Source organism: Pseudomonas sp. OF001 (assembly GCF_904426495.1).
GTDB lineage: Bacteria > Pseudomonadota > Gammaproteobacteria > Pseudomonadales > Pseudomonadaceae > Geopseudomonas.
Genome location: NZ_CAJGBM010000063.1, coordinates 35,942 through 58,193 on the forward strand (window position 1 = coordinate 35,942; position 22,252 = coordinate 58,193).

Here is a 22,252-nt window from a genome sequence, read left to right on the forward strand (position 1 = left end):
AACCCCGCCATGTCCGAATGGATCCTTTTTGAAGTCTTCGTCCGCTCCAAGCACGGCCTGAACCACAAGCACGTCGGCAGCGTGCATGCCGCCGATGCCAACATGGCCTTGGAGAGCGCCCGCGACCTGTACACCCGCCGCAACGAAGGCGTGAGCATCTGGGTCGTGCCCTCGGCGCAGATCACCGCCACCGCCGGCGACGAGAAAGAGCCGTTCTTCGACCCGTCGCAGGACAAGGTCTACCGTCACGCCAGCTTCTACGAGCTGCCCGAAGAAGTCGGGCACATGTGAGGATGCCGGTCATGACTGACAACAAGAACGACCTGATCGAATACCTGCTGCGCCTCGGCGACAACGCCATGATCAACGGCCAGCGTCTGTGCGAGTGGTGCGGCCACGCGCCGGCCCTGGAAGAGGAAATGGCGCTGATGAACGTCGCCCTCGACCTGGTCGGCCAGGCCCGCAACTGGTACGAGTACGCCGCCGAGCTGCTGGCCGACGGCCGCGACGCCGACCAGCTGGCCTTCACCCGCGACGAGCGCGACTTCCGCAACACCCTGCTGGTCGAGCAGCCCAACGGCGACTACGCGGTGACCACCGCCAAGCTGTTCCTGTTCGACGCCTGGCACCTGCACACCCTGCAGGCGCTGTCCGCCTCCAAGGACGAGCGCATCGCCGCCATCGCCGCCAAGGCCCTCAAGGAAGCGACCTACCACCTGCGCCGCTCCGGCGAGTGGGTCGAGCGCCTGGGCGACGGCACCGAGGAAAGCCGCCAGCGCATGCTCGCCGCCATCGACGAGCTGTGGCGCTTCACCGGCGACCTGCTGGCCGGCGACGCCATCCAGCAGCGCCTGGCCACTGCCGGCATCGCCGCCGACGCCGAGGCCGTGGCGAGCGCCTGGCAGGCCACCGTCGAGCAGGTGTTCGGCGCCGCCAGCCTGCCGGTGCCGCAGCCGGCCAGCTACTTCTACCTGGACGGCAAGCGCGGCCTGCACACCGAGCACCTGGGCATCCTGCTGGCGGAGATGCAGTTCCTGCAGCGCGCCTACCCCGGTGCGACCTGGTAAGCCCGGTCCGCAACCGATGACCCGCGGAGGAGCCATGAGCAAAGATTCCGAGCTCGACGCCCTGTTCGGCGGCAGCCCCGTCGCCGGCATGGGCAGCAGCGATCAGCCCTCCGGGCTGATCGCCTCCGACGGCGGCGCCCGCGAGGCGGACGAGTCCGACCTGCCGCGCGCCTGGCAGGTGCTGGAGCAGGTGATGGACCCGGAGGTGCCGGTGGTCAGCGTGATCGACCTCGGCATCATCCGCGACGTCGCCTGGGTCGACGGCCACCTGCAGGTGGCCGTGACGCCGACCTACTCCGGCTGCCCGGCCACCGAGCTGATCGAGAACGAGGTGAGCAAGGCCCTGGAGCGCGCCGGCTTCCGCGCCCCGCGCATCGAGCGCCGCCTGGCGCCGGCCTGGACCACCGACTGGATCAGCGAGCAGGGCCGCGAGCGCCTGCGCGCCTTCGGCATCGCCCCGCCGTCCGGCAGCACCAGCAAGCGCAGCCTGCTCGGCGAGAAGGACGAGATCAGCTGCCCGCACTGCGGCAGCCACGACACCGAGGTGGTCAGCCAGTTCGGTTCCACCGCCTGCAAGGCCCTGTACCGTTGCCGCTCCTGCCTGGAGCCCTTCGACTATTTCAAGTGCATCTGAACGGCTCGCCCACCGCCGCGACGCGGGCCTGGAGAATAACAAGATGAGCAAGTTCCATACGCTGACCATCCGCGAAGTGCGCCCGGAAACCCGCGACACGGTGTCCGTGGCCTTCACCGTGCCCGCCGAGCTCAGGGACAGCTTCCACTACACCCAGGGCCAGCACCTGGTGATGCGCACCCAGATCGACGGCGAGGAAGTGCGCCGCACCTACTCGATCTGCAGCGCGGTGAGCGAGGACGACCTGCGCGTGGCGATCAAGCGCGTGGACGGCGGCCTGTTCTCCAACTTCGCCAACGACCAGCTCAAGGCCGGCGCGACCCTGGAAGTGATGCCGCCGGCCGGCCACTTCTCGATCCCGCTGGATCCGGCGCGCGCCGGCAACTACCTGGCGGTGGCCGCTGGCAGCGGCATCACGCCGATCATGTCGATCGTCAAGACCACCCTGGAGGTCGAGCCGGACAGCCGCTTCACCCTGATCTACGGCAACCGTTCCAGCGCCAGCACCATCTTCCGCGAGCAGCTCGAGGACCTGAAGAACCAGTACCTCGACCGCCTCAACCTGATCTTCGTGTTCAGCCGCGAGCAGCAGGACATCGACCTGTACAACGGCCGCATCGACGCCGCCAAGTGCGACGCGCTGTTCTCCCGCTGGCTGGACGTGCCGAACCTCGACGCCGCCTTCATCTGCGGCCCGGTGGAGATGACCGAGTGCGTGCGCGACGCCCTGCGCCGCCACGACCTGATCAACGAGCGCATCCACTTCGAGCTGTTCACCGCCGGCACCCCGGGCGCCGCCGCCGAGAAGCGTGCCGCCCGCGAGGCCGCGGCCAAGACCGGCGGCGCGGTCAGCCACGTCACCGTGACCAGCGACGGCCGCAGCATGAGCTTCGACCTGGCGCGCAACACCCAGAGCCTGCTCGACGCCGGCAACGCCCACGGCATGGAGCTGCCCTACTCGTGCAAGGCCGGCGTGTGCTCCACCTGCAAGTGCAAGGTGGTCAAGGGCGAGGTGGAGATGGATGCCAACTTCGCGCTGGAGGACTACGAGGTGGCCGCCGGCTACGTGCTGTCCTGCCAGGCCTTCCCGGTCAGCGACGAGGTGGTGCTGGACTTCGACCAGCTCTGATTCCTCGTGCACTCCCGCGGCGCCAGCGTGGCGCCGCGGGACAGAACAATCACGGGCGGCCATGACCGCCCGTTCTGCCTTGCTTCAGGAGATTCCCTGATGACCACCCTGCAAAGTTTCATCGGCGGCCGCTGGATCGGCGCCGACGCCGCCCAGGCGCTGAAGAGCGCCATCGACGGCCACATCGTCGCCCACACCCACGCCGACAAGCTCGACTTCGCCGAGGCGGTGAGCTTCGCCCGCCAGAGCGGCACCCCGGCGCTGCTGAAGCTGGACTTCCAGAGCCGCGCGCAGATCCTCAAGGCGCTCGGCAAGTACCTGATGGAGCGCAAGGAGCAGCTCTACGCGATCAGCCACCACAGCGGTGCGACCCGCATGGACAGCTGGATCGACATCGAGGGCGGCGCCGGCACCCTGTTCGCCTACGCCAGCATGGGCACCCGCGAGCTGCCCTCCGGCAACCTGGTCCACGAAGGTCCGGCCATCCCGCTGGGCAAGCAGAACCACTTCGCCGGCACCCACATCCTGGTGCCGCGCGGCGGCCTGGCCGTGCACATCAACGCCTTCAACTTCCCGATCTGGGGCATGCTGGAGAAGTTCGCGCCGACCTTCCTCGCCGGCATGCCGTGCATCATCAAGCCGGCCACCGCGACCAGCTACGTCACCGAGGCCTGCGTGCGCCTGATGCACGAATCCGGCCTGCTGCCCGAGGGCAGCCTGCAGCTGATCGTCGGCAGCACCGGCGACCTGCTCGACCGTCTGGAAGGCCCGGACGTGGTGACCTTCACCGGCTCGGCCGACACCGCCGCCAAGCTGCGCGTGCACCCCAACCTGATCCGCAACTCGATCCCGTTCAACGCCGAGGCCGACTCGCTGAACTGCGCGATCCTCGCCCCGGACGTGACCCCGGACGACGAGGAGTTCGAGCTGTTCGTCAAGGAAGTCGCCCGCGAGATGACGGTCAAGGCCGGCCAGAAGTGCACCGCGATCCGCCGCATCATCGTCCCCGAGAGCCGCATCGACGCCGTCGCCGAGCGCCTGGCCGCGCGCCTGGCCAAGGTGGTGGTCGGCGACCCGAGCAAGGAAGGCGTGAAGATGGGCGCGCTGGCCTCCCACGACCAGTTCGAGGACGTCTCCGGCCGGGTCGAGGCCCTGCTGGCCAGCAGCGAGCTGCTGTTCCGCGGCGAGGCGCAGTTCGTCGGTGACAACGTCGCCGAGGGCGCGTTCTTCGCCCCGACCCTGCTCAAGAGCCGCGACCCGCATGCCGCCGGCGGCGCCCACGACATCGAGGCCTTCGGCCCGGTCAGCACCCTGATGGGCTACGCCGAGATCGACGAGGCCCTGGCCCTGGCCGCCCGCGGCAAGGGCAGCCTGGTGTCCACCCTGGTCACCCGCGACCCGCGCGTCGCCGCGAAGGTGGTGCCGGCCGCCGCCGCTTGGCACGGCCGCGTGCACGTGCTGGACGCCGAGGCCGCCAAGGAATCCACCGGCCACGGCTCGCCGCTGCCGATGCTCAAGCACGGCGGCCCCGGCCGCGCCGGCGGCGGCGAGGAGCTGGGCGGCATCCGCGCGGTCAAGCACTACCTGCAGCGCACCGCGGTGCAGGGTTCGCCGACCATGCTCAGCGCCATCACCGGCGAGTACGTGCGCGGCGCCAAGGTCATCGAGACCGAAGTGCACCCGTTCCGTCGCCACTTCGAGGACCTGCAGATCGGCGAGTCGCTGCTGACCCACCGCCGCACCGTCACCGAGGCCGACCTGGTCAACTTCGGCTGCCTGTCGGGCGACCACTTCTACATGCACTTCGACGAGATCGCCGCCAAGGAATCGCAGTTCGGCAAGCGCATCGCCCACGGCTACTTCGTGCTGTCGGCGGCCGCCGGCCTGTTCGTCTCCCCGGGCGTCGGCCCGGTGCTGGCCAACTACGGCCTCGACACCCTGCGCTTCGTCAGCCCGGTGGGCATCGGCGACACCATCCAGGCGCGCCTGACCTGCAAGCGCAAGATCGACCAGGGCAAGCAGTCCAGCCTCGGCACCCCGCAGGGCGTGGTGGCCTGGGACGTGGAAGTCACCAACCAGAACGGCGAGCTGGTGGCCAGCTACGACATCCTGACCCTGGTGGCCAAGCGCGGCTGAGCCCTTCGCAAGACTTCGCCGCGCCCCACCGGCGCGGCGTCACCCCAGGACGGTTTGCGGCGCGGCCCAGGGCCGGCGTTCCGCCACAAGCGGGGCCCGTTCCTCGACCCGCCCCAAGCCCCTCGCGCTGCCTCCCGGCGGCGTTTCGGTTGGACTCCAGATCCGTCTCTCCGCGCCGGCCCCGTGCCGGCGTCTTTTTGTCCGCGCCGCCCGCCTGACACCTCGTTCGGCTTCCTGAATTCAGGAAGCCCTGCGCGCGCCTCAGCCCGCCAGCCAGTCCAGCGCAAAGGCCACCCCAACCACCACGGCGATACCGCTGGCCACCAGCGCCGCCCCGGCGGCGATGTCCTTGGCCGCACCGATCTCCGGATGGCGTTCAGGGTGCAGGTGGTCGATCAGGGTTTCCAGCGCGCTGTTGACCAGCTCGGCCACCAGCACCAGGCCCACCGCCAGCGCCAGCAGCGCCCACCACAGCGGCGCCGGTCGCGTCGCCAGCAGCACCGCCAGCACCGCCGCGGCGGCCAGCAGGTGGCTGCGCAGGCTGCCCTCGCGCTGCACCGCCAGGCGCAGCCCGTGCAGGGCGAAGCCCACGCGCCTGATGAACGGCTGTCCCTTCATCCCCATTCCTCCCCATGTCCCTGAATTTCAGGGTAGCCAAGCCGTGGCAGCCCCTGTGGCCAGTTCAATGCAGGTGCCCGGGCACCCAGCGGCAGGGCCCTTCCCGATGGACCGCGGCAGGCGACAAGCAGCCGCCCTCTCTCCGGCGCCCATTTCCACGAGCGGGCATCCTGGGCTTAACTGGCATGACGGGCAGCGGCTGCTGGCCGTAGTGGATGAGGACGCCGATATGGGCAGGCAAGGCGATCAGCCGAAGCCGGGCGGTGCTCTGCCGCCGGTCTCGAAGAAGGCCTACAAGAAGGCCCTGCGCAAGCTGCAGGTCGAACTGGTCAAGCTACAGCACCACTTCATCGCATGCGACGACAAGATCCTGATCATCCTCGAGGGCCGCGATGCGGCCGGCAAGGACGGCACCATCAAGCGCATCATCCAGCACCTCAGCCCACGCGAGACGCGCGTGGTCGCCCTCGGTCGGCCCTCGGACCGCGACCGCTCGTCGTGGTATTTCCAGCGCTTCGCGCCGCACCTGCCGTCCGCCCAGGAACTCGTGCTGTTCAACCGCAGCTGGTACAACCGCGCCGGCGTAGAGCGGGTGATGGGCTTCTGCAGCGAGGCCGAATACGAGGAGTTCATGGGCTCGGTGCAGGAGTTCGAGAGCATGCTGGTCCGCTCCGGGATCAAGCTGTTCAAGTACTACCTCGACATCAGCAAGGAGGAGCAGAAGAGGCGCCTGGCGGAGCGCAAGGCGAACCCGCTCAAGCAATGGAAGTCCAGCCCGATCGACGACCAGGCGCTCAAGCAGTGGAAGGCCTACAGCCAGGCCCGCAACGAGATGCTGGCGCGCACCCATACCCTCACGGCGCCCTGGACCCTGGTGCGCGCCGACAGCAAGCGCCTGACCCGGCTCAACCTGATCAAGGACCTGCTCAGCCGGCTGCACTACGCCGGCAAGGATGAGCGCCTGCTGCGCGCCGACCCGGGGATCGTCTTCACTTACGCCTACTCGAACATCGGCGACGGCCAGCTGGAGCCCTGACCCGGGGCTCGCCTGCCGGCCACTGGCAGAGAGACGCAGCATGGGCAAAGCGCAACGCACAGGCTCCTCCCGCTGGCTGCAGCGCCTGGCTCCCGGGCTGGCCGCGCTGCTCGCCTACCGACGCAGCGATCTGCCGCGCGACCTGGTCGCCGGCGTGTCGGTGGCCGCGGTCGCCCTGCCGGTCGGCGTCGCCTATGCCCAGCTCGCCGGCTTCAGCCCGGTGGTCGGCCTGTATGCCAGCATCCTGCCGCTGCTGGTCTATGCCCTGTTCGGCACCTCGCGCCAGCTGATCGTCGGCCCCGACGCGGCGACCTGCGCGCTGGTCGCCTCGGCAGTGGCGCCGCTCGCCGCCGGCGACGGCGCACTCTACCTGTCGCTGTCGGTCGCCCTCGCTGCGCTGGCCGGGCTGTTCTGCATCCTGGCCAGCTTCATCCGCCTCGGCGCGCTGGCCGACTTCCTCTCCAAGCCGATCCTGGTCGGCTTCCTCAACGGGGTTTCCGTGCACATCCTCGCCGGCCAGCTGGGCAAGCTGGCCGGGGTGCCCGTCGATGCGCCCGGCGTGGTGCCGGCGACCCTGCAGCTGCTCCGCCAGCATGCCGACTACCACTGGCCGACCCTGCTGGTCGGTCTGGGAGCCTTCGCCGTGCTGCTGCTCGCGCCGCGCCTGCTGCCGCGCCTGCCGGCCGCGCTGCTGGCGCTGGTGGTCAGCGCGGTGGTGGTGGCCGGCCTGGGCCTCGACCAGCACGGCGTGGCGGTGGTCGGCGCGGTACCGGCCGGCCTGCCGGAGCTGAAGCTGCCGAGCGTACCCTGGGACATGCTCGACGAGCTGGTGGCGGCCGCCCTGGGCCTGGCGCTGGTCAGCTTCTCCAGCATGATGCTGACGGCGCGCAGCTTCGCCGCCAAGAACCACTACGACATCGATGCCGACCGCGAATTCGCCGCCCTGGGCGCAGCCAACCTGGCCGCCGCCCTGACCCAGAGCTTCGCCATCAGCGGCGCCGACTCGCGCACCGCGGTGAGCGACGCCGCCGGCGGCCGCAGCCAGCTGACCGGAATCATCGCCGCGCTGTCGATCGGCCTGGTGCTGCTGTTCCTCAGCGAGCCCCTGCGCTTCGTGCCGATCGCCGCGCTGGCCGCGGTGCTGGTCATGGCCTCGATATCGTTGCTGGACCTGCGCGGCCTGCTGCGCCTGTACCGCTTCAGCCGCATCGAGTTCGCCTTCGCCATGCTGGCCACCCTCGGGGTGATCTGGGTGGGCGCCATCAAGGCGATCCTGGTGGTGCTCGTCCTCTCGCTGATCCGCTTCGTCATGCTCTCCTCGCGGCCGCGCATCGATGTGCTCGGCAAGGTGGCGGGCATCTCCGGATTCCACCCGCTGGCCAACCATCCGGGGGCGACCACCTGGCCCGGCCTGCTGCTGCTGCGCTTCAATGCGCCGCTGGTGTTCTTCAATGCCAACTACTTCCGCCAGCAGGTGGAACGCGCCGTCGAGCGCGCCGGCGATGGCCTGCGCTGGCTGGTGGTGGACGCCATGCCGATCACCCAGTCGGATGTCACCGGCTACTTCGCGGTCGAGAGCCTGAAGGCGACGCTGCGCGAGAAGGGCGTGCAGCTGGTGGTCGCCGGGCGCTACCGGGAGATCGCCGAATGGCGCAGGGCGCATGCGCTGGAGAAGGACGACACCCTGTACTTCCCGACCATGCGCAAGGCGGTGAAGGCCTTTCTCGACCACCAGGCGGATGGCGATGCCGGGGAGACATGATCGCCGCGCGGGGCCGTGCCCCAACCTGCGCCGACGAGGCCGACAGCGGCATCCCGGCTCGGGTCATGTCCCCGTCAGGCGCGCATGCTACCCTCCAGCGGGTATCCATTCTTCATGCGTAATGGCATGCACTCCCCATGAACTTCAGTCAAAGCCTGCTGCTCCTCGCGCTGCTCATCCTGGTCAGCGCGTTCTTCTCCCTCGCCGAAATCGCCCTGGCCGCCTCGCGCCCGGTGCGACTGCGGCAGATGGCCGATGAAGGCAGCGTCAATGCCCTGCGGGTCATGCAGGTCCAGGAAAAGCCCGGCCACTACTTCACCGTGGTACAGATCGGCATGAATGCGCTGGCCATCCTCGGCGGCATCGTCGGCGAGGGCATGTTCAGTCCGCTGTTCACCGAGCTGTTCGCCCTGCGTCTGGAGGCGCAGCAGGCGGCCACCCTGGGCTTCGTGGTGTCCTTCATCCTCACCACCTCGCTGTTCATCGTCATCACCGACCTGATTCCCAAGCAGGTCGCCATGGCGGTTCCCGAACAGCTCGCCATCCGCGTCATCGGCCCGATGCGCGTACTCTCCACGCTGCTCAAGCCGCTGGTGCTGGTCTACGCCTGGCTGGTCGGCAGCCTGATCAACCTGCTCAAGCTGCCCAAGCAGCGCGACGACAGCGTCACCCCCGAGGACATCATGGCCATGACCCAGGCCGGCGCCCAGTCCGGCACCCTGGCGGCCAGCGAGCACCAGGTCATCGAGAACATCTTCGAGCTGGAAACCCGCACCCTGCCCAGCGCCATGACCCACCGCGAAGGCATCGTCTTCTTCCTGCGCGACGACCCCGATGCGCTGATCCGCTCGCGGATCGCCGACGAGCCCTACTCCGCCTACCCGGTCTGCGACGGCGACATCGACCACATCGTCGGCTACGTCACCATCAAGGACCTGTTCCAGCGGGTGCTGCACAACCAGCCGATCTCCCTCGAAGACCCCGCGCTGATCCGCAAGCCGCTGGTGGTGCCGGATCGCCTGACCCTGGCCGAAGTGCTCAGGCAGTTCCGCCAGGCCGGCGAAACCTTCGCCCTGATCGTCAACGAATACAGCCTGGTGGTCGGCCTGATCAGCCTCAACGACGTGATGAGCATCGTCATGGGCGACATGGTCTCGCCCTGGTACGAGGAGCAGATCGTCCGCCGCGACGAGAACTCCTGGCTGATCGACGGCGTCACCCCGATCCAGGACGTGCGCCGCGCGCTGGATATCGACAGCGTGCCCCACGAGGACGAGTACGAAACCCTCGCCGGCTTCCTGATGACCATGCTGCGCCGCGTACCCAAGCGCACCGACAGCGTGACCTGGGGCGGCTACACCTTCGAGGTGATGGACGTCGACAGCTACCGCATCGACCAGGTGATGGTCACCCGCACCACACCGCAGGCTGGCGCGGAGGCTGCCGGCCCGGCGCACAAGGGCTGATTGGGCTACTCCATAGGTAGCGAGCCCATTTCCCTGTCGATCACGGAGCCGCCCATGCCCTCCCAGACCTTCCCCCACGAAGCCGACATCGGCGTACGCGGCAGCGGCGCCACGCTGGAGGAGGCGTTCGCCGGCGCGGCGCTGGCCTTGACCTCGGCGATCTGCGACCCGGCCACCGTGCTGCCGAAGCAGTCGTTGACCATCGACTGCGCCGCCCCGGACCTGGAGCTGCTGCTGGTCGACTGGCTCAACGCGCTGATCTACCGCATGGCCACCCGCCACCTGCTGTTCTCGCGCTTCGAGGTAAGGATCGACGGCACGCGCCTGCACGCCACCGCCTGGGGCGAGCCGGTGGACGTGGCGCGCCACCAGCCGGCGGCGGAGGCCAAGGGCGTGTCGTACTGCGAGCTGAAGGTGTGCCGACAGGCGAACGGCCAGTGGCTGGCGCAGGCGGTGGTGGATGTCTGAGGCCGCGCGGCGCTACCTGCCCTGAGCCTTGGTTGCCGGGCAGTCCGGCTTGTGGGTGAAGGTGCGCGAGACGTCCACCGCGCCGAGGTGCTCCAGGGTGCGCCGGCCGATCAGCACCGGGTAGAGCATGTCGCCGCGGTCGTTGAGGGAGAACTGCTCGTCGAGCAGCTGGTTGCCGATGCACATCCGCATCAGCACCACCGGGCGCCGCTCGGCACCGCCGGCGCCGCGCACCTTGACGTCGCGCTCGACGCGGCGCTCGAAGGGGATGCTCACCTGCTGGCCGGTGTCGCTGTCCTTGACCTCGACCTTGAAGCGCACCCACGGCTCGCCGTTCCTGTCGAAGCGCTCCAGCGCCCGGGCGTCCAGCGACGAGGTCAGCGCGCCGGTGTCGAGCTTGCTCTTCACCGTGACGTTCTCCGGCAGCAGCCGGCTCTCCTCGACCCAGCCATAGATCTCCGGCGTCCCCGCCTGCGCGATGGGCATGCCGGCCAGCAGCACCAGTGCTGCGGCGGCGAACGAACCTGTCAGTCTGCAAGGCACGGCGAATCCTCCGGAGATGAGATGGCTCCAGTATGGACCGTCCGGCGTGAACGATCCGTCAAGCCGGCCGGCGAACTCCCCGGCCCCTCGCTACGCTGATAGGACTTCGCCGCCGCACCACGATGAGGGAGGGTCCGCCCATGCCCCACACCAAGCTGCTGTTCCGCAACGCCGCGCGCGAGAAGGTGCTGCGCGGCGCCACCCAGCTGGCCGACGCGATCCGCGTGACCCTGGGGCCCAAATCCAAGTCGGTGCTGATCCAGAGGAAGTGGGGCACGCCGACGGTGTGCAACGACGGGGTGACCATCGCCAAGCAGGTCGAGCTGGAGGACCCCGAGGAGAACCTCGGCGCGCAGATGCTGCGCCAGGCCGCCGAGCGCACCGGCGAGGCGGTCGGCGACGGCACCAGCACCGCCACCGTGCTGGCCCACGCCATCCTCGCCGACGGCGTGCGCAACGTGGTCGCCGGGGCCAGCGCCATCGACCTCAAGCGCGGCCTGGACCGCGGCCTGCAGGCGGCGGTGGCGTCGCTGAAGGCGCAGTCGCGCACCGTGCAGACGCGCAAGGAGAAGGCCCAGGTGGCGGCCATCTCGGCGCACAACGACGCGCCCATCGGTGAACTGGTGGCCGACGCCCTGGAGCGGGTCGGCGGCGAGGGGGTGATCACCGTCGAGGAATCGAAGACCACCGAGACGGTGGTCGATGTGGTCGAGGGCATGCGCTTCGACCGCGGCTACATCTCGCCCTACTTCATCACCGACGCCGACAAGATGCAGGCGGTTCTGGAAGACCCCTTCCTGCTGCTCTGCGACCACAAGGTCGGCCTGCTCAAGGAGCTGGTGCCGCTGCTCGAGCAGATCGCCAAGAGCGGCCGGCCGCTGCTGTTCATCGCCGAGGACATCGAGGGCGAGGCGCTGGCCACCCTGATCGTCAACCAGATCCGCGGCGTGCTGCGCGCGGTGGCGGTCAAGGCGCCGGGCTTCGGCGACCGGCGCAAGGAGATGCTCCAGGACATCGCCGTGCTCACCGCCGGCCAGGTGATCTCCAGCGAGCTGGGCCTGCGCCTGGAGCAGGCCGAGCTGCGCCAGCTCGGCCGCGCCAAGCGGGTGGTGGTCGACAAGGAGAGCACCACGCTGATCGGCGGCGGCGGGCGCAAGGAGGCCATCGAGGCGCGCATCGCGCAGATCCGCACGCAGATCGAGGCGGCGAGCAGCGACTACGACCGCGAGAAGCTGCAGGAGCGCCTGGCGCGGCTGGCCGGCGGGGTCGGGGTGATCCGCGTCGGCGCGCCCACCGAGGCGGAGATGAAGACGAAAAAAGATGCCCTCGACGACGCCATCGCCGCCACCCGCGCGGCCATCGAGGAAGGCATAGTGCCCGGCGGCGGCATGGCCCTGCTGCGCGCGGTGCCGGCGCTCACCGCGCTGGAGGAGCAGTGCGCCGGCGACGAGAAGACCGGCGTGCAGATCCTCCGTCGCGCCCTCGAGGCGCCGACCCGCACCATCGCCGAGAACTCGGCGGTGGACGCCGGCGTGGTGGTGGCGCGCATCCTAGGCGAGGTCGGGCCGGTGGGCTTCGACGCGGCGACCAACCAGTATGTCGACATGTACGACGCCGGCATCGTCGACCCGACCAAGGTGGTGCGCATCGCCCTGGAGAACGCGGTGTCGGTGGCCAGCGTGCTGCTGCTCACCGAGGCGACCCTGACCGAGGTGCCCGGCAAGGACGAGCACGAACACGAGCCGCCCATGCCGGGCATGGAGTGACGCCATGCGCCCGGACCGCATCGACAAGACGCCCGCCGCGCTGCGGGTGACGCCCAACTGGCCGGCCACGCCGCAGGCGCGCGCCGCCTTTTCCTGGGCGGAGGAAGCCAGGGGCCTCAGCGGCCTGCCCGGCGGCGGCCTGAATCTGGCCTTCGAGGCGGTCGACCGGCATGCCGCCGGGCCGCTGCGCGAGCACTGCGCGCTGCGCCTGCTGCTGCGCGACGGCTGCCGCCGCGAGGTCAGCTACGGCGAGCTGGCGCGGCAGACCAGCCGCTTCGCCAATGTGCTGCACGACCTCGGCGTGCCGCCCGGCGCGCGGCTGTTCGTGCTGTGCAACCGCGGCCTGGAGCTGTATCTCGGCGTGCTCGGTGGCCTCAAGGCCGGCTGCGTGGTGTCGCCGCTGTTCTCCGCCTTCGGCCCCGAGCCGCTGGAGACCCGCCTGCGCCTGGGCGAAGGCAGCGTGCTGCTGACCAGCGAGTCGCTGTACCGGCGCAAGGTGGCGGCGATCCGCGAGCGGCTGCCGCTGCTCAGGCACGTGCTGCTGTTCGACGACAACGGCGGCAGCGTGCAGATCGCCGGCAGCCACGACCTGCGCCAGTTGATGAGCGCCGCTGCGGACGAGTTCAGCGTGGCGCCGACCAGCGCCGACAGCCCCTCGCTGCTGCACTTCACCAGCGGCACCACCGGCACGCCCAAGGGCGCGCTGCACGTGCACGGCGCGGCGCTCACCCACCTGGTCACCGGCCGCTACGCCCTCGACCTGCACCCGGACGACGTGTTCTGGTGCACCGCCGATCCCGGCTGGGTCACCGGCACTTCCTACGGCATCCTCGCCCCGCTGCTGCTCGGCGTCACCAGCGTGGTCGACTGCGCCGACTTCGACGCGGTGCGCTGGTACGGCATCCTCAGAAGCGAAGCCGTCAGCGTCTGGTACACCGCGCCGACCGCCATCCGCCTGCTGATCAAGGCCGGCGACGAACTGGCCCGCGCGCACAAGTATCCGGCGCTGCGCTTCGTCGCCAGCGTCGGCGAGCCGCTCAACCCGGAGGCGGTGTGGTGGGGCCAGGAAGTGCTCGGCCTGCCGATCCACGACAACTGGTGGCAGACCGAGACCGGCGGGATCATGCTGGCCAACACCGCGGCCATGCCGATCAAGCCGGGCTCGATGGGCCAGCCGCTGCCGGGCATCGAGGCGGCCATCGTCCATAAAAGAGATGACGGCACGCTGGAAATGCTCGGTGATGACGCCATCGGCGAGCTGGCGCTCAGGCAGCCGTGGCCGGGGATGTTCCGCGCCTATCTCGGCCAGGAGGAACGCTACCGGCGCTGCTTCGCCGGCGACTGGTACCTGAGCGGCGACCTGGCCCGCCGCGACGCCGACGGCTACTACTGGTTCGTCGGCCGCAGCGACGACGTGATCAAGTCGGCCGGCCACCTGATCGGCCCGTTCGAGGTGGAGAGCGCGCTGCTCGAACACCCGGCGGTGGCCGAGGCGGCAGTGATCGGCAAGCCCGACCCGATCCTCGGCGAGACGGTGAAGGCCTTCGTCTCGCTCAAGGGCGACTTCACCGCCAGCGCCGAGCTGCACGACGAGCTGCTCGGTCACGCGCGCAAGCGCCTCGGCGCGGCGGTGGCGCCCAAGGAGCTGGATATCCTGGAGAGTCTTCCGCGCACCCGCAGCGGCAAGCTGATGCGCCGCCTGCTCAAGGCCCGCGAGCTGGGCCTGCCCGAGGGCGACACCTCGACCGTGGAGAACCCGACATGAGTTCGGTGCCCTACCCGGCCGAGTTCGCCGTCAGCCTGCTGCGCGACATGCTGCGCATCCGCCGCCTGGAGGAGCGCTGCGCCGAGCTGTACGGAGAGAGCAAGATCCGCGGCTTCCTGCACCTGTACATCGGCGAGGAGGCGGTGGCCACCGGCGCGCTGCACGCGCTGGAGGCCGGGGACGCCGTGGTCGCCACCTACCGCGAGCACGGCCACGCCCTGCTGTGGGGCGTGCCGATGGCGGCGATCATGGCCGAGATGTACGGCCGGCTGGAGGGCTGCTGCCGGGGGCGCGGCGGCTCCATGCACCTGTTCGACGCCGCCCGGCGCTTCTTCGGCGGCAACGCCATAGTCGCCGGCGGCATCCCGCTGGCGGTGGGCCTGGCGCTGGCCGAACGCATGCAGGGCGGCAAGCGCATCACTGCCTGCTTCTTCGGCGACGGCGCCATGGCCGAGGGCGCCGCCGCCGAGTCGCTGAATCTGGCCGCGCTGTGGCGACTGCCGGTGCTGTTCTGCTGCGAGAACAACCTCTACGCCATGGGCACCGCGCTGGCCCGCTCCCAGGCGCAGACCGACCTGGCCGCCAAGGCCGCGGCCTTCGGCGTGCCGGCGCGCGCGGTGGACGGCATGGACGTGGTCGCCGTGCACCAGGCCACCCGCCTGGCCGCCAAGCAGGTGCGCGCCGGCCACGGCCCGGTGTTCCTCGAATACCGGACCTACCGCTTCCGCGCCCACTCGATGTTCGACCCCGAGCTGTACCGCGACAAGGCCGAGGTCGAGGCCTGGCGGCAGCGCGACCCGATCGCCACTTACAGCGCGCGGCTGATCGCCGACGGCCTGCTCGATACCGCCGGCGTGGCGGCGCTGGAGGCCGAGGCGGCCGCCGAGGTGGAAGCGGCGGTGGCCTGCGCCGAGGCCGGCACGCTGGAGCCAGTCGAGTCGCTGCTGACCGACGTGTACACCCCGGAGCAGCAGCCATGAGCCGCACCAGCTACCGCGAGGCGCTGCGCGAAGCGATGCGCGAGGCGCTGGCCCGCGATCCGCGGGTGTTCCTGATGGGCGAGGACGTCGGCCGCTACGGCGGCACCTTCGCGGTGAGCAAGGGCCTGGTCGACGAGTTCGGCGAGCAGCGGGTACGCGACACGCCGCTGTCCGAGCTGGCCTTCGTCGGCGCCGGCATCGGCGCGGCGCTCGGCGGCCTGCGGCCGATCGTCGAGGTGATGACGGTGAACTTCAGCCTGCTGGCCCTCGACCAGCTGGTGAACACCGCCGCCACCCTGCGCCACATGTCCGGCGGGCAGTTCTCGGTGCCGCTGGTGGTGCGCATGACCACCGGCGCCGGGCGCCAGCTGGCGGCGCAGCACTCGCACAGCCTGGAGGGCTGGCTGGCGCACATCCCCGGCCTGAAGATCCTCGCCCCGGCCACCCTGGAGGACGCCCGCGGCATGCTCTGGCCGGCGCTCGAGGACCCCGACCCGGTGCTGCTGTTCGAGCAGGGTGCGCTGTACAACATGGAGGGCGAGCTGGACGAGACGATGGTGGTCGACATCCGCTCGGCGCGGGTGCGCCGGCCGGGCTCGGATCTGACCCTGATCGCCTACGGCGGCACCCTGGGCAAGGCGCTGGAGGCCGCCGAACAGCTGGCCGGCGACGGCATCGCCGCCGAGGTGCTCGACCTGCGCGTGCTGCGCCCGCTGGACGACGCCACGCTGATGGAATCGGTGCGCCGCACCCGCCGCGCCCTGGTGGTCGACGAGGGCTGGCGCAGCGGCAGCCTGGCCGCCGAGGTGATGGCGCGCATCGTCGAGCAGGCCTTCTTCGACCTCGACGCCCCGCCCGCGCGGGTGTGCAGTGCCGAGGTGCCGACGCCCTATGCGAAACATCTGGAGGACGCGGCGCTGCCGCAGGTGCCGGCCATCGTGGCGGCAGCCAAGGGCCTGCTGGGATGATCGAATTCCGCATGCCCGCCCTCGGCGCCGACATGGACGCCGGCACCCTGCTCGAATGGCAGGTGGCGCCGGGCGATTCGGTTAGGCGCGGCCAGGTGGTCGCCGTGGTCGACACCGCCAAGGCGGCGGTGGAGATCGAGTGCTGGCAGGAAGGCACGCTGTTCGAGCTGCTGATCCAGCCCGGCGACAAGGTGGCGGTGGGCACGCCCATCGCCACCCTGCTGGAAGCCGGCGAGTCGGCGGAAACCGCGCCGCGCACCCCGCGTCCCACCATTGCCGCAACGCCGAAACCCGCCCAACCGCAACCAGCACCGGCAGCGGCCACGACCGGCACGGCGCCGACCGGCCGCCCGCGCATCAGCCCCGCCGCACGCCGGCGCGCCGCCGAGCTGGGCCTCGATGCCAGCGCGCTGAGCGGCACGGGTCCGCAGGATTCGGTGACCCTCGCCGACGTCGAGGCCGCGGCGGCGAGCCGGCCCGCAGCAGTGCCGGCCACGGCGCAGCAGCGCCACGCCGCCATGCGCCAGGCCATCGCCGCGGCGATGAGCCGTTCCAAGCGCGAGATTCCGCACTACTACCTGAGCGAGACGGTGCCCATGGGCACGGCGCTGGACTGGCTCGCCGCCTACAACGCCGAGCTGCCGCTCGAGCGGCGCCTGCTGTCCGGCGTGCTGGTGCTCAAGGCGGTCGCCCTGGCCCTGCGCGACTATCCGCAGCTCAACGGCCACTGGATCGACGGCGCCTTCCAGCCGGGGCCGGGCATCCACCTCGGCGTGGCGGTGGCGCTGCGCCAGGGCGGGCTGATCGCCCCGGCGCTGCACGACGTCGCCGCCAAGCCGCTCGACCAGCTGATGGCCGAGCTGGGCGATCTGGTGCAGCGCGCGCGCAGCTACTCGCTGCGCAGCTCGGAGCTGTCCGAGGCCACCCTCACCGTCACCCAGCTCGGCGACCAGGGCGTGGATGGCGTGTTCGGCGTGATCTACCCGCCGCAGGTGGCGCTGGTCGGCGTCGGCCGCATCGCCGAACGGCCCTGGGTGGCAGACGGCAAGGTGCGCGCGCTGGCCACCGCGCAGTTCAGCCTGGCCGCCGACCACCGCGCCAGCGACGGCCACTACGGCGCGCGCTTTCTCGCCGAGGTGCGCCGCCGCCTGCAGGAGCCCGACAGCCTGTGAGGAGGGAAAAACCGATGGATGACGCCCAGCTGCGCCGCGAGGTGCTCGAAGCCCTGCAGGGCATCGCCCCGGAGGTGGAACCGGAAACGCTGCGCGGCGACCGCCCGCTGCGCGACGAGGTCGACCTCGACTCGATGGACTGGCTGCGCTTCCTCGCCGCCCTGCACCAGCGCCTCGGGGTGAACATCCCCGAGGCCGACTACCAGCAGCTCACCACCCTGGATGTGCTGCTGGCCTACCTGTACCGGCGTCTGGCGGAGTGACTCAGCCCTGCGCCGGCAGCGCGCGGGTCCACACCAGCTTGGCGGTGCGCGCCTCCGGGGTGCCCTCCTCCAGGCGCGCGGTGAGCGACAGCACGCCGCCGTCCAGTACCGCGACGCGCTTCTGCGAGCCACCTTCCCAGTTGGGGAACAGGCTGTGGCGCACGTGGTGGCGGACGGTGTCGCCCTCGACGTCGTAGGGCCCGGCGTAGGTCAGGTAGCTGCCGTAGGCGGCGGCCTTCTCGGCGTCGCTGGCCGACCACTGGCCGCCGGTGGTGAAGGCTTCGCGGTCCTTCCTGGCGATCACGCAGAACATGCCGTAGGGGCCGTACTCGATGAAGCCCTCCAGCTCGGTGCCCATCGGATGGACCACGCGGCCGTCGTCGTACAGCTGTTCCCAGGACAGGATGTTCCAGCGTCCGCGGATGGTTTCCTTGTTCATGCCTGGTTCTCCTCGCGGCCGGAACACAAAAAGTCGATGAGCAGTCGGGTGAAGTCGGCGGCCTTCTCGATCTGCACCCAGTGGCCGCACTCGCCGAACACGTGCAGCTGGGCGTGGGGGATCAGGCGGAGCAGTCGCTCGGAAGCCTCCAGCGGGATCACCTGGTCGTCGCGGCCATGGATGATCAGGGTCGGCTGCGGCAGCTGGCGCAGCGCGGCCTCGTCCACCGCGAGCATCTCGATGCCCTGCTGGCGCGGCGCCGGGAACAGCTGGGCGAAGCGGCTCTGCACGTCGTCACGGATGCTCGCCTCATAGCGCATGCGCACCAGGTCGTCGGTGATGATGCCGTGGTCCCAGGCGAACACCTGCATCAGCTCGCGCATCGCCTGCAGCGACGGCTGGTAGCCCCACACCTTGTCCAGCCCTTCGGTGAGCTGGAACGACAGGCCCGCCGAGCCCATCAGCACCAGGCGGCTGACCCGCTCGGGATGGCGCAGGGCGAAGGCCAGGGCGATGGCGCCGCCGAAGGAGTTGCCGACCACCGCCACCCTGGGGATGTCCAGCGCATCGAGCAGGCCGACCAGTTGCGCCACCCAGGCCTGCGGGTCGAGCGGGCGGTCCATCGGGCAGCGGGTGTAGCCGAAGCCGAGCATGTCCGGGGCGATCACCCGCGCCTTCTCGGCGAGCGCCGGGATCACCCCGCGCCAGTTGGCCCAGGCGGTGACGCCGGGACCGGAGCCGTGGATCAGCAGGATGGCTTCGCCCTGGCCGCGGTCGTGGTAGTTGATCGTGCAGTCGCCGACCTGGAGGCTGTTGGCCACCTCCGGAGAGGCGCCGGTGTTGAGGGTCGTCATTGGCTCACCTTGGCGGTTTGGCTGTTGGTTACTACGGGGGCGCGCAGGCCGCGCTTGGACAGGTCCTTGAGAATCTGCCGGGCATGCTCGCGCTTGTCGGCCGGCAGCCAGGTGCGGTCGTGACCCCACAGGCTCATGCCGGACAGCTCTTCCACCTGCCAGTCGGGGCCGATGGTGCGTCCCGCCCAGCCCAGCTCGAGCATCCAGTCGTCGGGGTTCTTCAGGTAGAACGAGGTCATGTGGTCGTTGATGTGGCGGCCGAAGGTGACGCCGATGGAGTCGGGATTCTCCAGCGCCAGGTCATGGGCGCGACCGAGGTCGTCGAAGTCGTTGTACTCGATCATCAGGTGGTACAGCTTGCGCGGTCCGCCGGTGTAGGCGATGCCCAGGGTATGGTGGCGCGGGTTGACGTGGAGGAACTCGACGCGGAACGGCACGCTGGTGTAGTCGCTGAGGCGGAACTGCAGCACCTCCTTGTACAGGTGGCACATCTCCTCGAACTTCGGGGTGATGAAGGCGACGTGGCCGAGGCCCAGCTCGCCGGTGCGGAAGCCGCCCAGCGGGCGGCCGGGGACGAAGGGCGTGGCGGCATCCTGCAGGCCCAAGGCGACCTCGACGCGGCAGCCGTCCGGATCGTCGAAGTGGAACAGGTCGTCCACTGCGCGCAGCTCGCACTCGGCGCGGCTGCCTTGGCGGGTCTGGTAGCCGGCCTCCTGCAGCGCCTGGCGTGCCTGGGCGAAGGCGGCCGCATCGCTGGCCTCCAGGCCCATGACCATCGAGGACTCGCCGTCGACGGCCTGCAGCACGAAGCGCTGGGCCTTCTCGTCCACGCGCAGCCGCGCACACTCGCCCGGCTGCACGATCTCGACCTGCATGCCGATGTGCTCGCCGGCCATCTTCAGCCACTCCGCCAGGTGCGGGGTGTGCACCACCACGTAACTCAGTGCCTTGATCATCTGTCTGCTCTCCAATGGTTTCAGGCGCGGGGGATGCGGCCCAGCACCGCCTCCAGGGCGATGCCGATGGCCAGCAGGCGGCGGTCGCTGCCGGCCGGGCCGTCCAGCTCCAGGCCGACCGGCAGGCCGCTGGCGGCGCCCAGGCCGGCCGGCAGCTGGATGCCCGGCAGGCCGGCGCTGGCCGACGGCTCGGTGTTGCGGATCAGCCGCTCGAAGCAGGCCGGCTCGTTGACCTCGGGGCCGGCCGCCGGCGCCACCACCGGGGTGGTCGGGAAGATGAAGGCGTCCAGCGCATGGCGCTCGAACAGCTCGGCGTAGTGCTCCTGCAGCGCCGGACGGCCGCTGGCCATGGCCGCCGCGTACAGCGGCGCGGAATCGACCAGTCCGCCGGCCGTGGGCACCCGACCCGGCAGCACCAGCTGCTGGTAGATCGCCTGCACGTCCGGGCTGGCGATGCCGCGGGCCAGTTCGTCGATGTCGATGCCCGGCCCCTGTTCGCGCAGCCAGGCCTGCATCGCCGGGCGGGCCTCGTGGATCACCACCAGCGTGCCGATCGGCTGGGTGAGCTCCTGCAGGCGCTCCTCGGCGACTTCCACCAGGGTCACCCCGGCGGCGCGCAGCCTGTCCAGCGCCGCCTCGGCGACCGCGCGGGTGTCGGCGTCGAGGTCGCGCCAGAAGCCCGGCGCGATGCCCAGGCGCAGGCCGGCCAGGGTCACCGGCGGCAGCGCGGCCTCACCGCTGATCAGGCCGTCGAGCAGGGCGACGTCGGCCATGCACAGCGCCATCGGCCCGACGGTGTCGCGGCTCGGCGCGATAGGGATCACCCCGCGTCCCGAGTAACGGCCGTGGCTGGGGCGCAGCGAGGCGCAGCCGTTCAGCGCGCAGGGGATGCGCATCGAGCCGCCGGTATCGGTGCCCAGCGCCGCCAGGGCCATGCGCGCGCCCAGCGCCGCCGCGCTGCCGGAGGACGAGCCGCCGGCGATGCGGGTGAAGTCGTAGGGATTGCGCACGCCGAGCAGCTCGCCGGTGTTGAACGCCGGGTTGTAGCCGGTGGCGCCGAAGGCCAGCTCGTGCATGTTGGTCTTGCCCAGCACGATGGCGCCGGCCTCGCGCAGCGGACGCAGGGTCGGCGCATCCTCGGCCGGGACGAAGTCGGCCAGCGCCGGGGTGCCGGCGGTGGCCGGCAGGCCGGCGGCGTGGATGTTGTCCTTGACCACGATGGGGATGCCGGCCAGCGGCTTGAGCGGCAGGCCGGCACGGCGCGCCGCGTCGGCGGCATCGGCGGCGGCCAGCGCGCCGGCGGCGTCGAGGGTGACGAACACGTTCAGCTCGCGAGCGGCCTCGGCGCGGGCGAGACAGGCCTCGACCAGCTGGCGGCTGCTCAGGCGCCCCGTGCGGAAGGCGTCGAGCGCCTCGGCGATGGTCAGGTCGGTGGCGCAGGCGGCCTGCGCGAACACGGGCAGTTTCATGGGCGGCTCCCGGTAGCGGAGAAGAAATCGAAGGCGGCGTCCTTGAACGCCTCGGGGCTCGGATAGGCGAACTTGCTGTGCGCCAGGCCCAGGTCGAGGAACAGCTCGCAGAGCTTGTAGGCGACCTGGCCGGGGTTGAGCACCGGCACCGGCAGGCGCTCGGCGAGGAAGGCGTGCGACTGGTACATGGTGGTCGAGCCGAGCACGATCACGTCGGCGCCGTCCTCGGCGATGGCGCGCTTGGCCTCCTCGAACAGGCGGCCGAACACCACTTCCTCCTTGCCCTGCAGCAGCGCCTCGGTGTCCGGGCGCACGTCGATCGCGCGGATCGACGCCAGCCGCGACTCCAGGCCGTACTCCTTGAGGGTCTTGCGGTACAGCGGGAACCAGCGCGGCCACATGGTCAGGATGCTGAACTTGTGGCCGAGCATGCTGGCCAGGTGGAAGGCGCTCTGCCCCGGCGCCAGCACCGGGATGCTCAGGCGCGAACGCAGGGCGGCGAGACCGGAATCGCTGACGGTGTTAATGCACACCGCGTCGAAGCCCTCCGCCTCGGCCTGGATGCCGGCGGCGATCACCGCCTGCTCCATGATCGCCATGTCGTAGTAGCTGTCGGCCAGGGTCAGCACCTGGCCGGCGCCGACGAAGCTGACCTCGATGTCCGGGCGGATCAGGCCCGGCGGCAGCTGCGACTCCACCAGCGGGCGGGTCGCCTCGCTCATCGGCACCGGGAAGATCATCTTGATGCGCTTGCTCATAGT

The 22,252-nt window shown here is 70.5% G+C and carries 22 protein-coding genes; 15 read left to right on the forward strand and 7 right to left on the reverse strand.

The window, feature by feature from the left end; translation table 11 throughout:
* The first annotated feature begins 9 nt into the window (after positions 1-9).
* The 5 genes from paaB (at position 10) to paaZ (ending at position 4,966) form a co-directional block, all read left to right on the forward strand.
* Positions 10-291, forward strand: a complete 282-nt coding sequence (gene paaB / locus RA210_RS19640) for a 1,2-phenylacetyl-CoA epoxidase subunit PaaB (protein ID WP_090351251.1) — start codon at positions 10-12, stop codon at positions 289-291.
* A gap of 11 nt (positions 292-302) precedes the next feature.
* Complete coding sequence (gene paaC / locus RA210_RS19645; protein WP_201487742.1) at positions 303-1,067, forward strand: 1,2-phenylacetyl-CoA epoxidase subunit PaaC; 765 nt, start codon at positions 303-305, stop codon at positions 1,065-1,067.
* An 88-nt stretch (positions 1,068-1,155) separates the two neighbouring features.
* On the forward strand, positions 1,156-1,701 hold the full coding sequence (gene paaD / locus RA210_RS19650; RefSeq protein ID WP_201487809.1) for a 1,2-phenylacetyl-CoA epoxidase subunit PaaD: 546 nt from the start codon (positions 1,156-1,158) through the stop codon (positions 1,699-1,701).
* Positions 1,702-1,744: 43 nt separating this feature from the next.
* Positions 1,745-2,830: a 1,2-phenylacetyl-CoA epoxidase subunit PaaE gene (paaE, locus tag RA210_RS19655; protein WP_201487743.1), complete on the forward strand. Its 1,086-nt coding sequence runs from the start codon at positions 1,745-1,747 to the stop codon at positions 2,828-2,830.
* 99 nt (positions 2,831-2,929) lie between these two features.
* Positions 2,930-4,966, forward strand: coding sequence for a phenylacetic acid degradation bifunctional protein PaaZ (gene paaZ, locus RA210_RS19660; protein ID WP_201487744.1), 2,037 nt, complete (start codon positions 2,930-2,932; stop codon positions 4,964-4,966).
* 261 nt (positions 4,967-5,227) lie between these two features.
* Here the strand turns inward: paaZ and RA210_RS19665 are convergent, their stop codons facing one another.
* Positions 5,228-5,584 carry a diacylglycerol kinase gene (locus tag RA210_RS19665; RefSeq protein ID WP_136488668.1) on the reverse strand — a complete coding sequence of 119 codons (357 nt, stop codon included), beginning with the start codon at positions 5,582-5,584 and terminating at the stop codon, positions 5,228-5,230.
* Positions 5,585-5,813: 229 nt separating this feature from the next.
* Between RA210_RS19665 and ppk2 the strand changes: the two genes are divergently transcribed.
* The 4 genes from ppk2 to RA210_RS19685 all read left to right on the forward strand — a co-directional run bounded on the left by ppk2 (position 5,814) and on the right by RA210_RS19685 (position 10,316).
* Complete coding sequence (gene ppk2 / locus RA210_RS19670; protein WP_136488669.1) at positions 5,814-6,620, forward strand: polyphosphate kinase 2; 807 nt, start codon at positions 5,814-5,816, stop codon at positions 6,618-6,620.
* A gap of 40 nt (positions 6,621-6,660) precedes the next feature.
* Positions 6,661-8,382, forward strand: coding sequence for a SulP family inorganic anion transporter (locus RA210_RS19675; RefSeq protein WP_201487745.1), 1,722 nt, complete (start codon positions 6,661-6,663; stop codon positions 8,380-8,382).
* A gap of 137 nt (positions 8,383-8,519) precedes the next feature.
* Positions 8,520-9,848 (forward strand): hemolysin family protein, encoded by a 1,329-nt coding sequence (locus RA210_RS19680; RefSeq protein WP_201487746.1) that lies wholly within the window; start codon positions 8,520-8,522, stop codon positions 9,846-9,848.
* Positions 9,849-9,902: 54 nt separating this feature from the next.
* Positions 9,903-10,316 carry an archease gene (locus tag RA210_RS19685; RefSeq protein WP_201487747.1) on the forward strand — a complete coding sequence of 138 codons (414 nt, stop codon included), beginning with the start codon at positions 9,903-9,905 and terminating at the stop codon, positions 10,314-10,316.
* 12 nt (positions 10,317-10,328) lie between these two features.
* Here RA210_RS19685 and rloA3 read toward each other — a convergent pair whose 3' ends face one another.
* Complete coding sequence (gene rloA3, locus RA210_RS19690) at positions 10,329-10,859, reverse strand: ATP-dependent zinc protease family protein (RefSeq protein ID WP_442963412.1); 531 nt, start codon at positions 10,857-10,859, stop codon at positions 10,329-10,331.
* 140 nt (positions 10,860-10,999) lie between these two features.
* On the opposite strand from rloA3, the gene groL reads away from it, so the two are divergent.
* The 6 genes from groL to RA210_RS19720 are packed head-to-tail and all read left to right on the forward strand — an operon-like array spanning position 11,000 to position 17,773.
* The gene (gene groL, locus RA210_RS19695) at positions 11,000-12,625 is read left to right on the forward strand and encodes a chaperonin GroEL (RefSeq protein WP_201487748.1); all 1,626 of its coding nucleotides are present in this window, start codon (positions 11,000-11,002) and stop codon (positions 12,623-12,625) included.
* Between the two features lie 4 nt (positions 12,626-12,629).
* Positions 12,630-14,390, forward strand: coding sequence for an acetate--CoA ligase (acsA, locus tag RA210_RS19700; protein ID WP_201487749.1), 1,761 nt, complete (start codon positions 12,630-12,632; stop codon positions 14,388-14,390).
* The gene (gene pdhA, locus RA210_RS19705; RefSeq protein WP_201487750.1) at positions 14,387-15,370 is read left to right on the forward strand and encodes a pyruvate dehydrogenase (acetyl-transferring) E1 component subunit alpha; all 984 of its coding nucleotides are present in this window, start codon (positions 14,387-14,389) and stop codon (positions 15,368-15,370) included. Before acsA ends, pdhA begins: the two co-directional genes overlap by 4 nt.
* Positions 15,367-16,338, forward strand: coding sequence for an alpha-ketoacid dehydrogenase subunit beta (locus RA210_RS19710; RefSeq protein WP_201487751.1), 972 nt, complete (start codon positions 15,367-15,369; stop codon positions 16,336-16,338). The genes pdhA and RA210_RS19710 overlap by 4 nt, the downstream gene beginning before the upstream one ends.
* A complete protein-coding gene (locus RA210_RS19715) occupies positions 16,335-17,510 on the forward strand; it encodes a dihydrolipoamide acetyltransferase family protein (RefSeq protein ID WP_201487752.1) in 1,176 nt (391 codons plus the stop codon). The genes RA210_RS19710 and RA210_RS19715 overlap by 4 nt, the downstream gene beginning before the upstream one ends.
* Positions 17,511-17,524: 14 nt before the next feature.
* The gene (locus RA210_RS19720) at positions 17,525-17,773 is read left to right on the forward strand and encodes an acyl carrier protein (protein ID WP_201487753.1); all 249 of its coding nucleotides are present in this window, start codon (positions 17,525-17,527) and stop codon (positions 17,771-17,773) included.
* 1 nt (position 17,774) lies between these two features.
* Here the strand turns inward: RA210_RS19720 and RA210_RS19725 are convergent, their stop codons facing one another.
* The 5 genes from RA210_RS19725 to RA210_RS19745 are packed head-to-tail and all read right to left on the reverse strand — an operon-like array spanning position 17,775 to position 22,249.
* Positions 17,775-18,212 (reverse strand): lipocalin-like domain-containing protein, encoded by a 438-nt coding sequence (locus tag RA210_RS19725; protein ID WP_201487754.1) that lies wholly within the window; start codon positions 18,210-18,212, stop codon positions 17,775-17,777.
* Positions 18,209-19,066: an alpha/beta fold hydrolase gene (locus RA210_RS19730; protein ID WP_201487755.1), complete on the reverse strand. Its 858-nt coding sequence runs from the start codon at positions 19,064-19,066 to the stop codon at positions 18,209-18,211. Before RA210_RS19730 ends, RA210_RS19725 begins: the two co-directional genes overlap by 4 nt.
* The gene (locus tag RA210_RS19735) at positions 19,063-20,022 is read right to left on the reverse strand and encodes a VOC family protein (protein ID WP_201487756.1); all 960 of its coding nucleotides are present in this window, start codon (positions 20,020-20,022) and stop codon (positions 19,063-19,065) included. The genes RA210_RS19730 and RA210_RS19735 overlap by 4 nt, the downstream gene beginning before the upstream one ends.
* A gap of 20 nt (positions 20,023-20,042) precedes the next feature.
* Positions 20,043-21,491, reverse strand: coding sequence for an indoleacetamide hydrolase (gene iaaH, locus RA210_RS19740; protein WP_201487757.1), 1,449 nt, complete (start codon positions 21,489-21,491; stop codon positions 20,043-20,045).
* A complete protein-coding gene (locus RA210_RS19745; RefSeq protein WP_201487758.1) occupies positions 21,488-22,249 on the reverse strand; it encodes an aspartate/glutamate racemase family protein in 762 nt (253 codons plus the stop codon). The genes iaaH and RA210_RS19745 overlap by 4 nt, the downstream gene beginning before the upstream one ends.
* Positions 22,250-22,252: the final 3 nt, after the last annotated feature.

Bases quoted from the DNA above. Each gene is read 5' to 3' on its own strand.
- paaB (WP_090351251.1), top strand. From the start codon at position 10: ATGTCCGAATGGATCCTTTTTGAAGTCTTCGTCCGCTCCAAGCACGGC.
- paaC (WP_201487742.1), top strand. From the start codon at position 303: ATGACTGACAACAAGAACGACCTGATCGAATACCTGCTGCGCCTCGGC.
- paaD (WP_201487809.1), top strand. From the start codon at position 1,156: ATGGGCAGCAGCGATCAGCCCTCCGGGCTGATCGCCTCCGACGGCGGC.
- paaE (WP_201487743.1), top strand. From the start codon at position 1,745: ATGAGCAAGTTCCATACGCTGACCATCCGCGAAGTGCGCCCGGAAACC.
- paaZ (WP_201487744.1), top strand. From the start codon at position 2,930: ATGACCACCCTGCAAAGTTTCATCGGCGGCCGCTGGATCGGCGCCGAC.
- RA210_RS19665 (WP_136488668.1), bottom strand. From the start codon at position 5,584: ATGAAGGGACAGCCGTTCATCAGGCGCGTGGGCTTCGCCCTGCACGGG.
- ppk2 (WP_136488669.1), top strand. From the start codon at position 5,814: ATGGGCAGGCAAGGCGATCAGCCGAAGCCGGGCGGTGCTCTGCCGCCG.
- RA210_RS19675 (WP_201487745.1), top strand. From the start codon at position 6,661: ATGGGCAAAGCGCAACGCACAGGCTCCTCCCGCTGGCTGCAGCGCCTG.
- RA210_RS19680 (WP_201487746.1), top strand. From the start codon at position 8,520: ATGAACTTCAGTCAAAGCCTGCTGCTCCTCGCGCTGCTCATCCTGGTC.
- RA210_RS19685 (WP_201487747.1), top strand. From the start codon at position 9,903: ATGCCCTCCCAGACCTTCCCCCACGAAGCCGACATCGGCGTACGCGGC.
- groL (WP_201487748.1), top strand. From the start codon at position 11,000: ATGCCCCACACCAAGCTGCTGTTCCGCAACGCCGCGCGCGAGAAGGTG.
- acsA (WP_201487749.1), top strand. From the start codon at position 12,630: ATGCGCCCGGACCGCATCGACAAGACGCCCGCCGCGCTGCGGGTGACG.
- pdhA (WP_201487750.1), top strand. From the start codon at position 14,387: ATGAGTTCGGTGCCCTACCCGGCCGAGTTCGCCGTCAGCCTGCTGCGC.
- RA210_RS19710 (WP_201487751.1), top strand. From the start codon at position 15,367: ATGAGCCGCACCAGCTACCGCGAGGCGCTGCGCGAAGCGATGCGCGAG.
- RA210_RS19715 (WP_201487752.1), top strand. From the start codon at position 16,335: ATGATCGAATTCCGCATGCCCGCCCTCGGCGCCGACATGGACGCCGGC.
- RA210_RS19720 (WP_201487753.1), top strand. From the start codon at position 17,525: ATGGATGACGCCCAGCTGCGCCGCGAGGTGCTCGAAGCCCTGCAGGGC.
- RA210_RS19725 (WP_201487754.1), bottom strand. From the start codon at position 18,212: ATGAACAAGGAAACCATCCGCGGACGCTGGAACATCCTGTCCTGGGAA.
- RA210_RS19730 (WP_201487755.1), bottom strand. From the start codon at position 19,066: ATGACGACCCTCAACACCGGCGCCTCTCCGGAGGTGGCCAACAGCCTC.
- RA210_RS19735 (WP_201487756.1), bottom strand. From the start codon at position 20,022: ATGATCAAGGCACTGAGTTACGTGGTGGTGCACACCCCGCACCTGGCG.
- iaaH (WP_201487757.1), bottom strand. From the start codon at position 21,491: ATGAAACTGCCCGTGTTCGCGCAGGCCGCCTGCGCCACCGACCTGACC.
- RA210_RS19745 (WP_201487758.1), bottom strand. From the start codon at position 22,249: ATGAGCAAGCGCATCAAGATGATCTTCCCGGTGCCGATGAGCGAGGCG.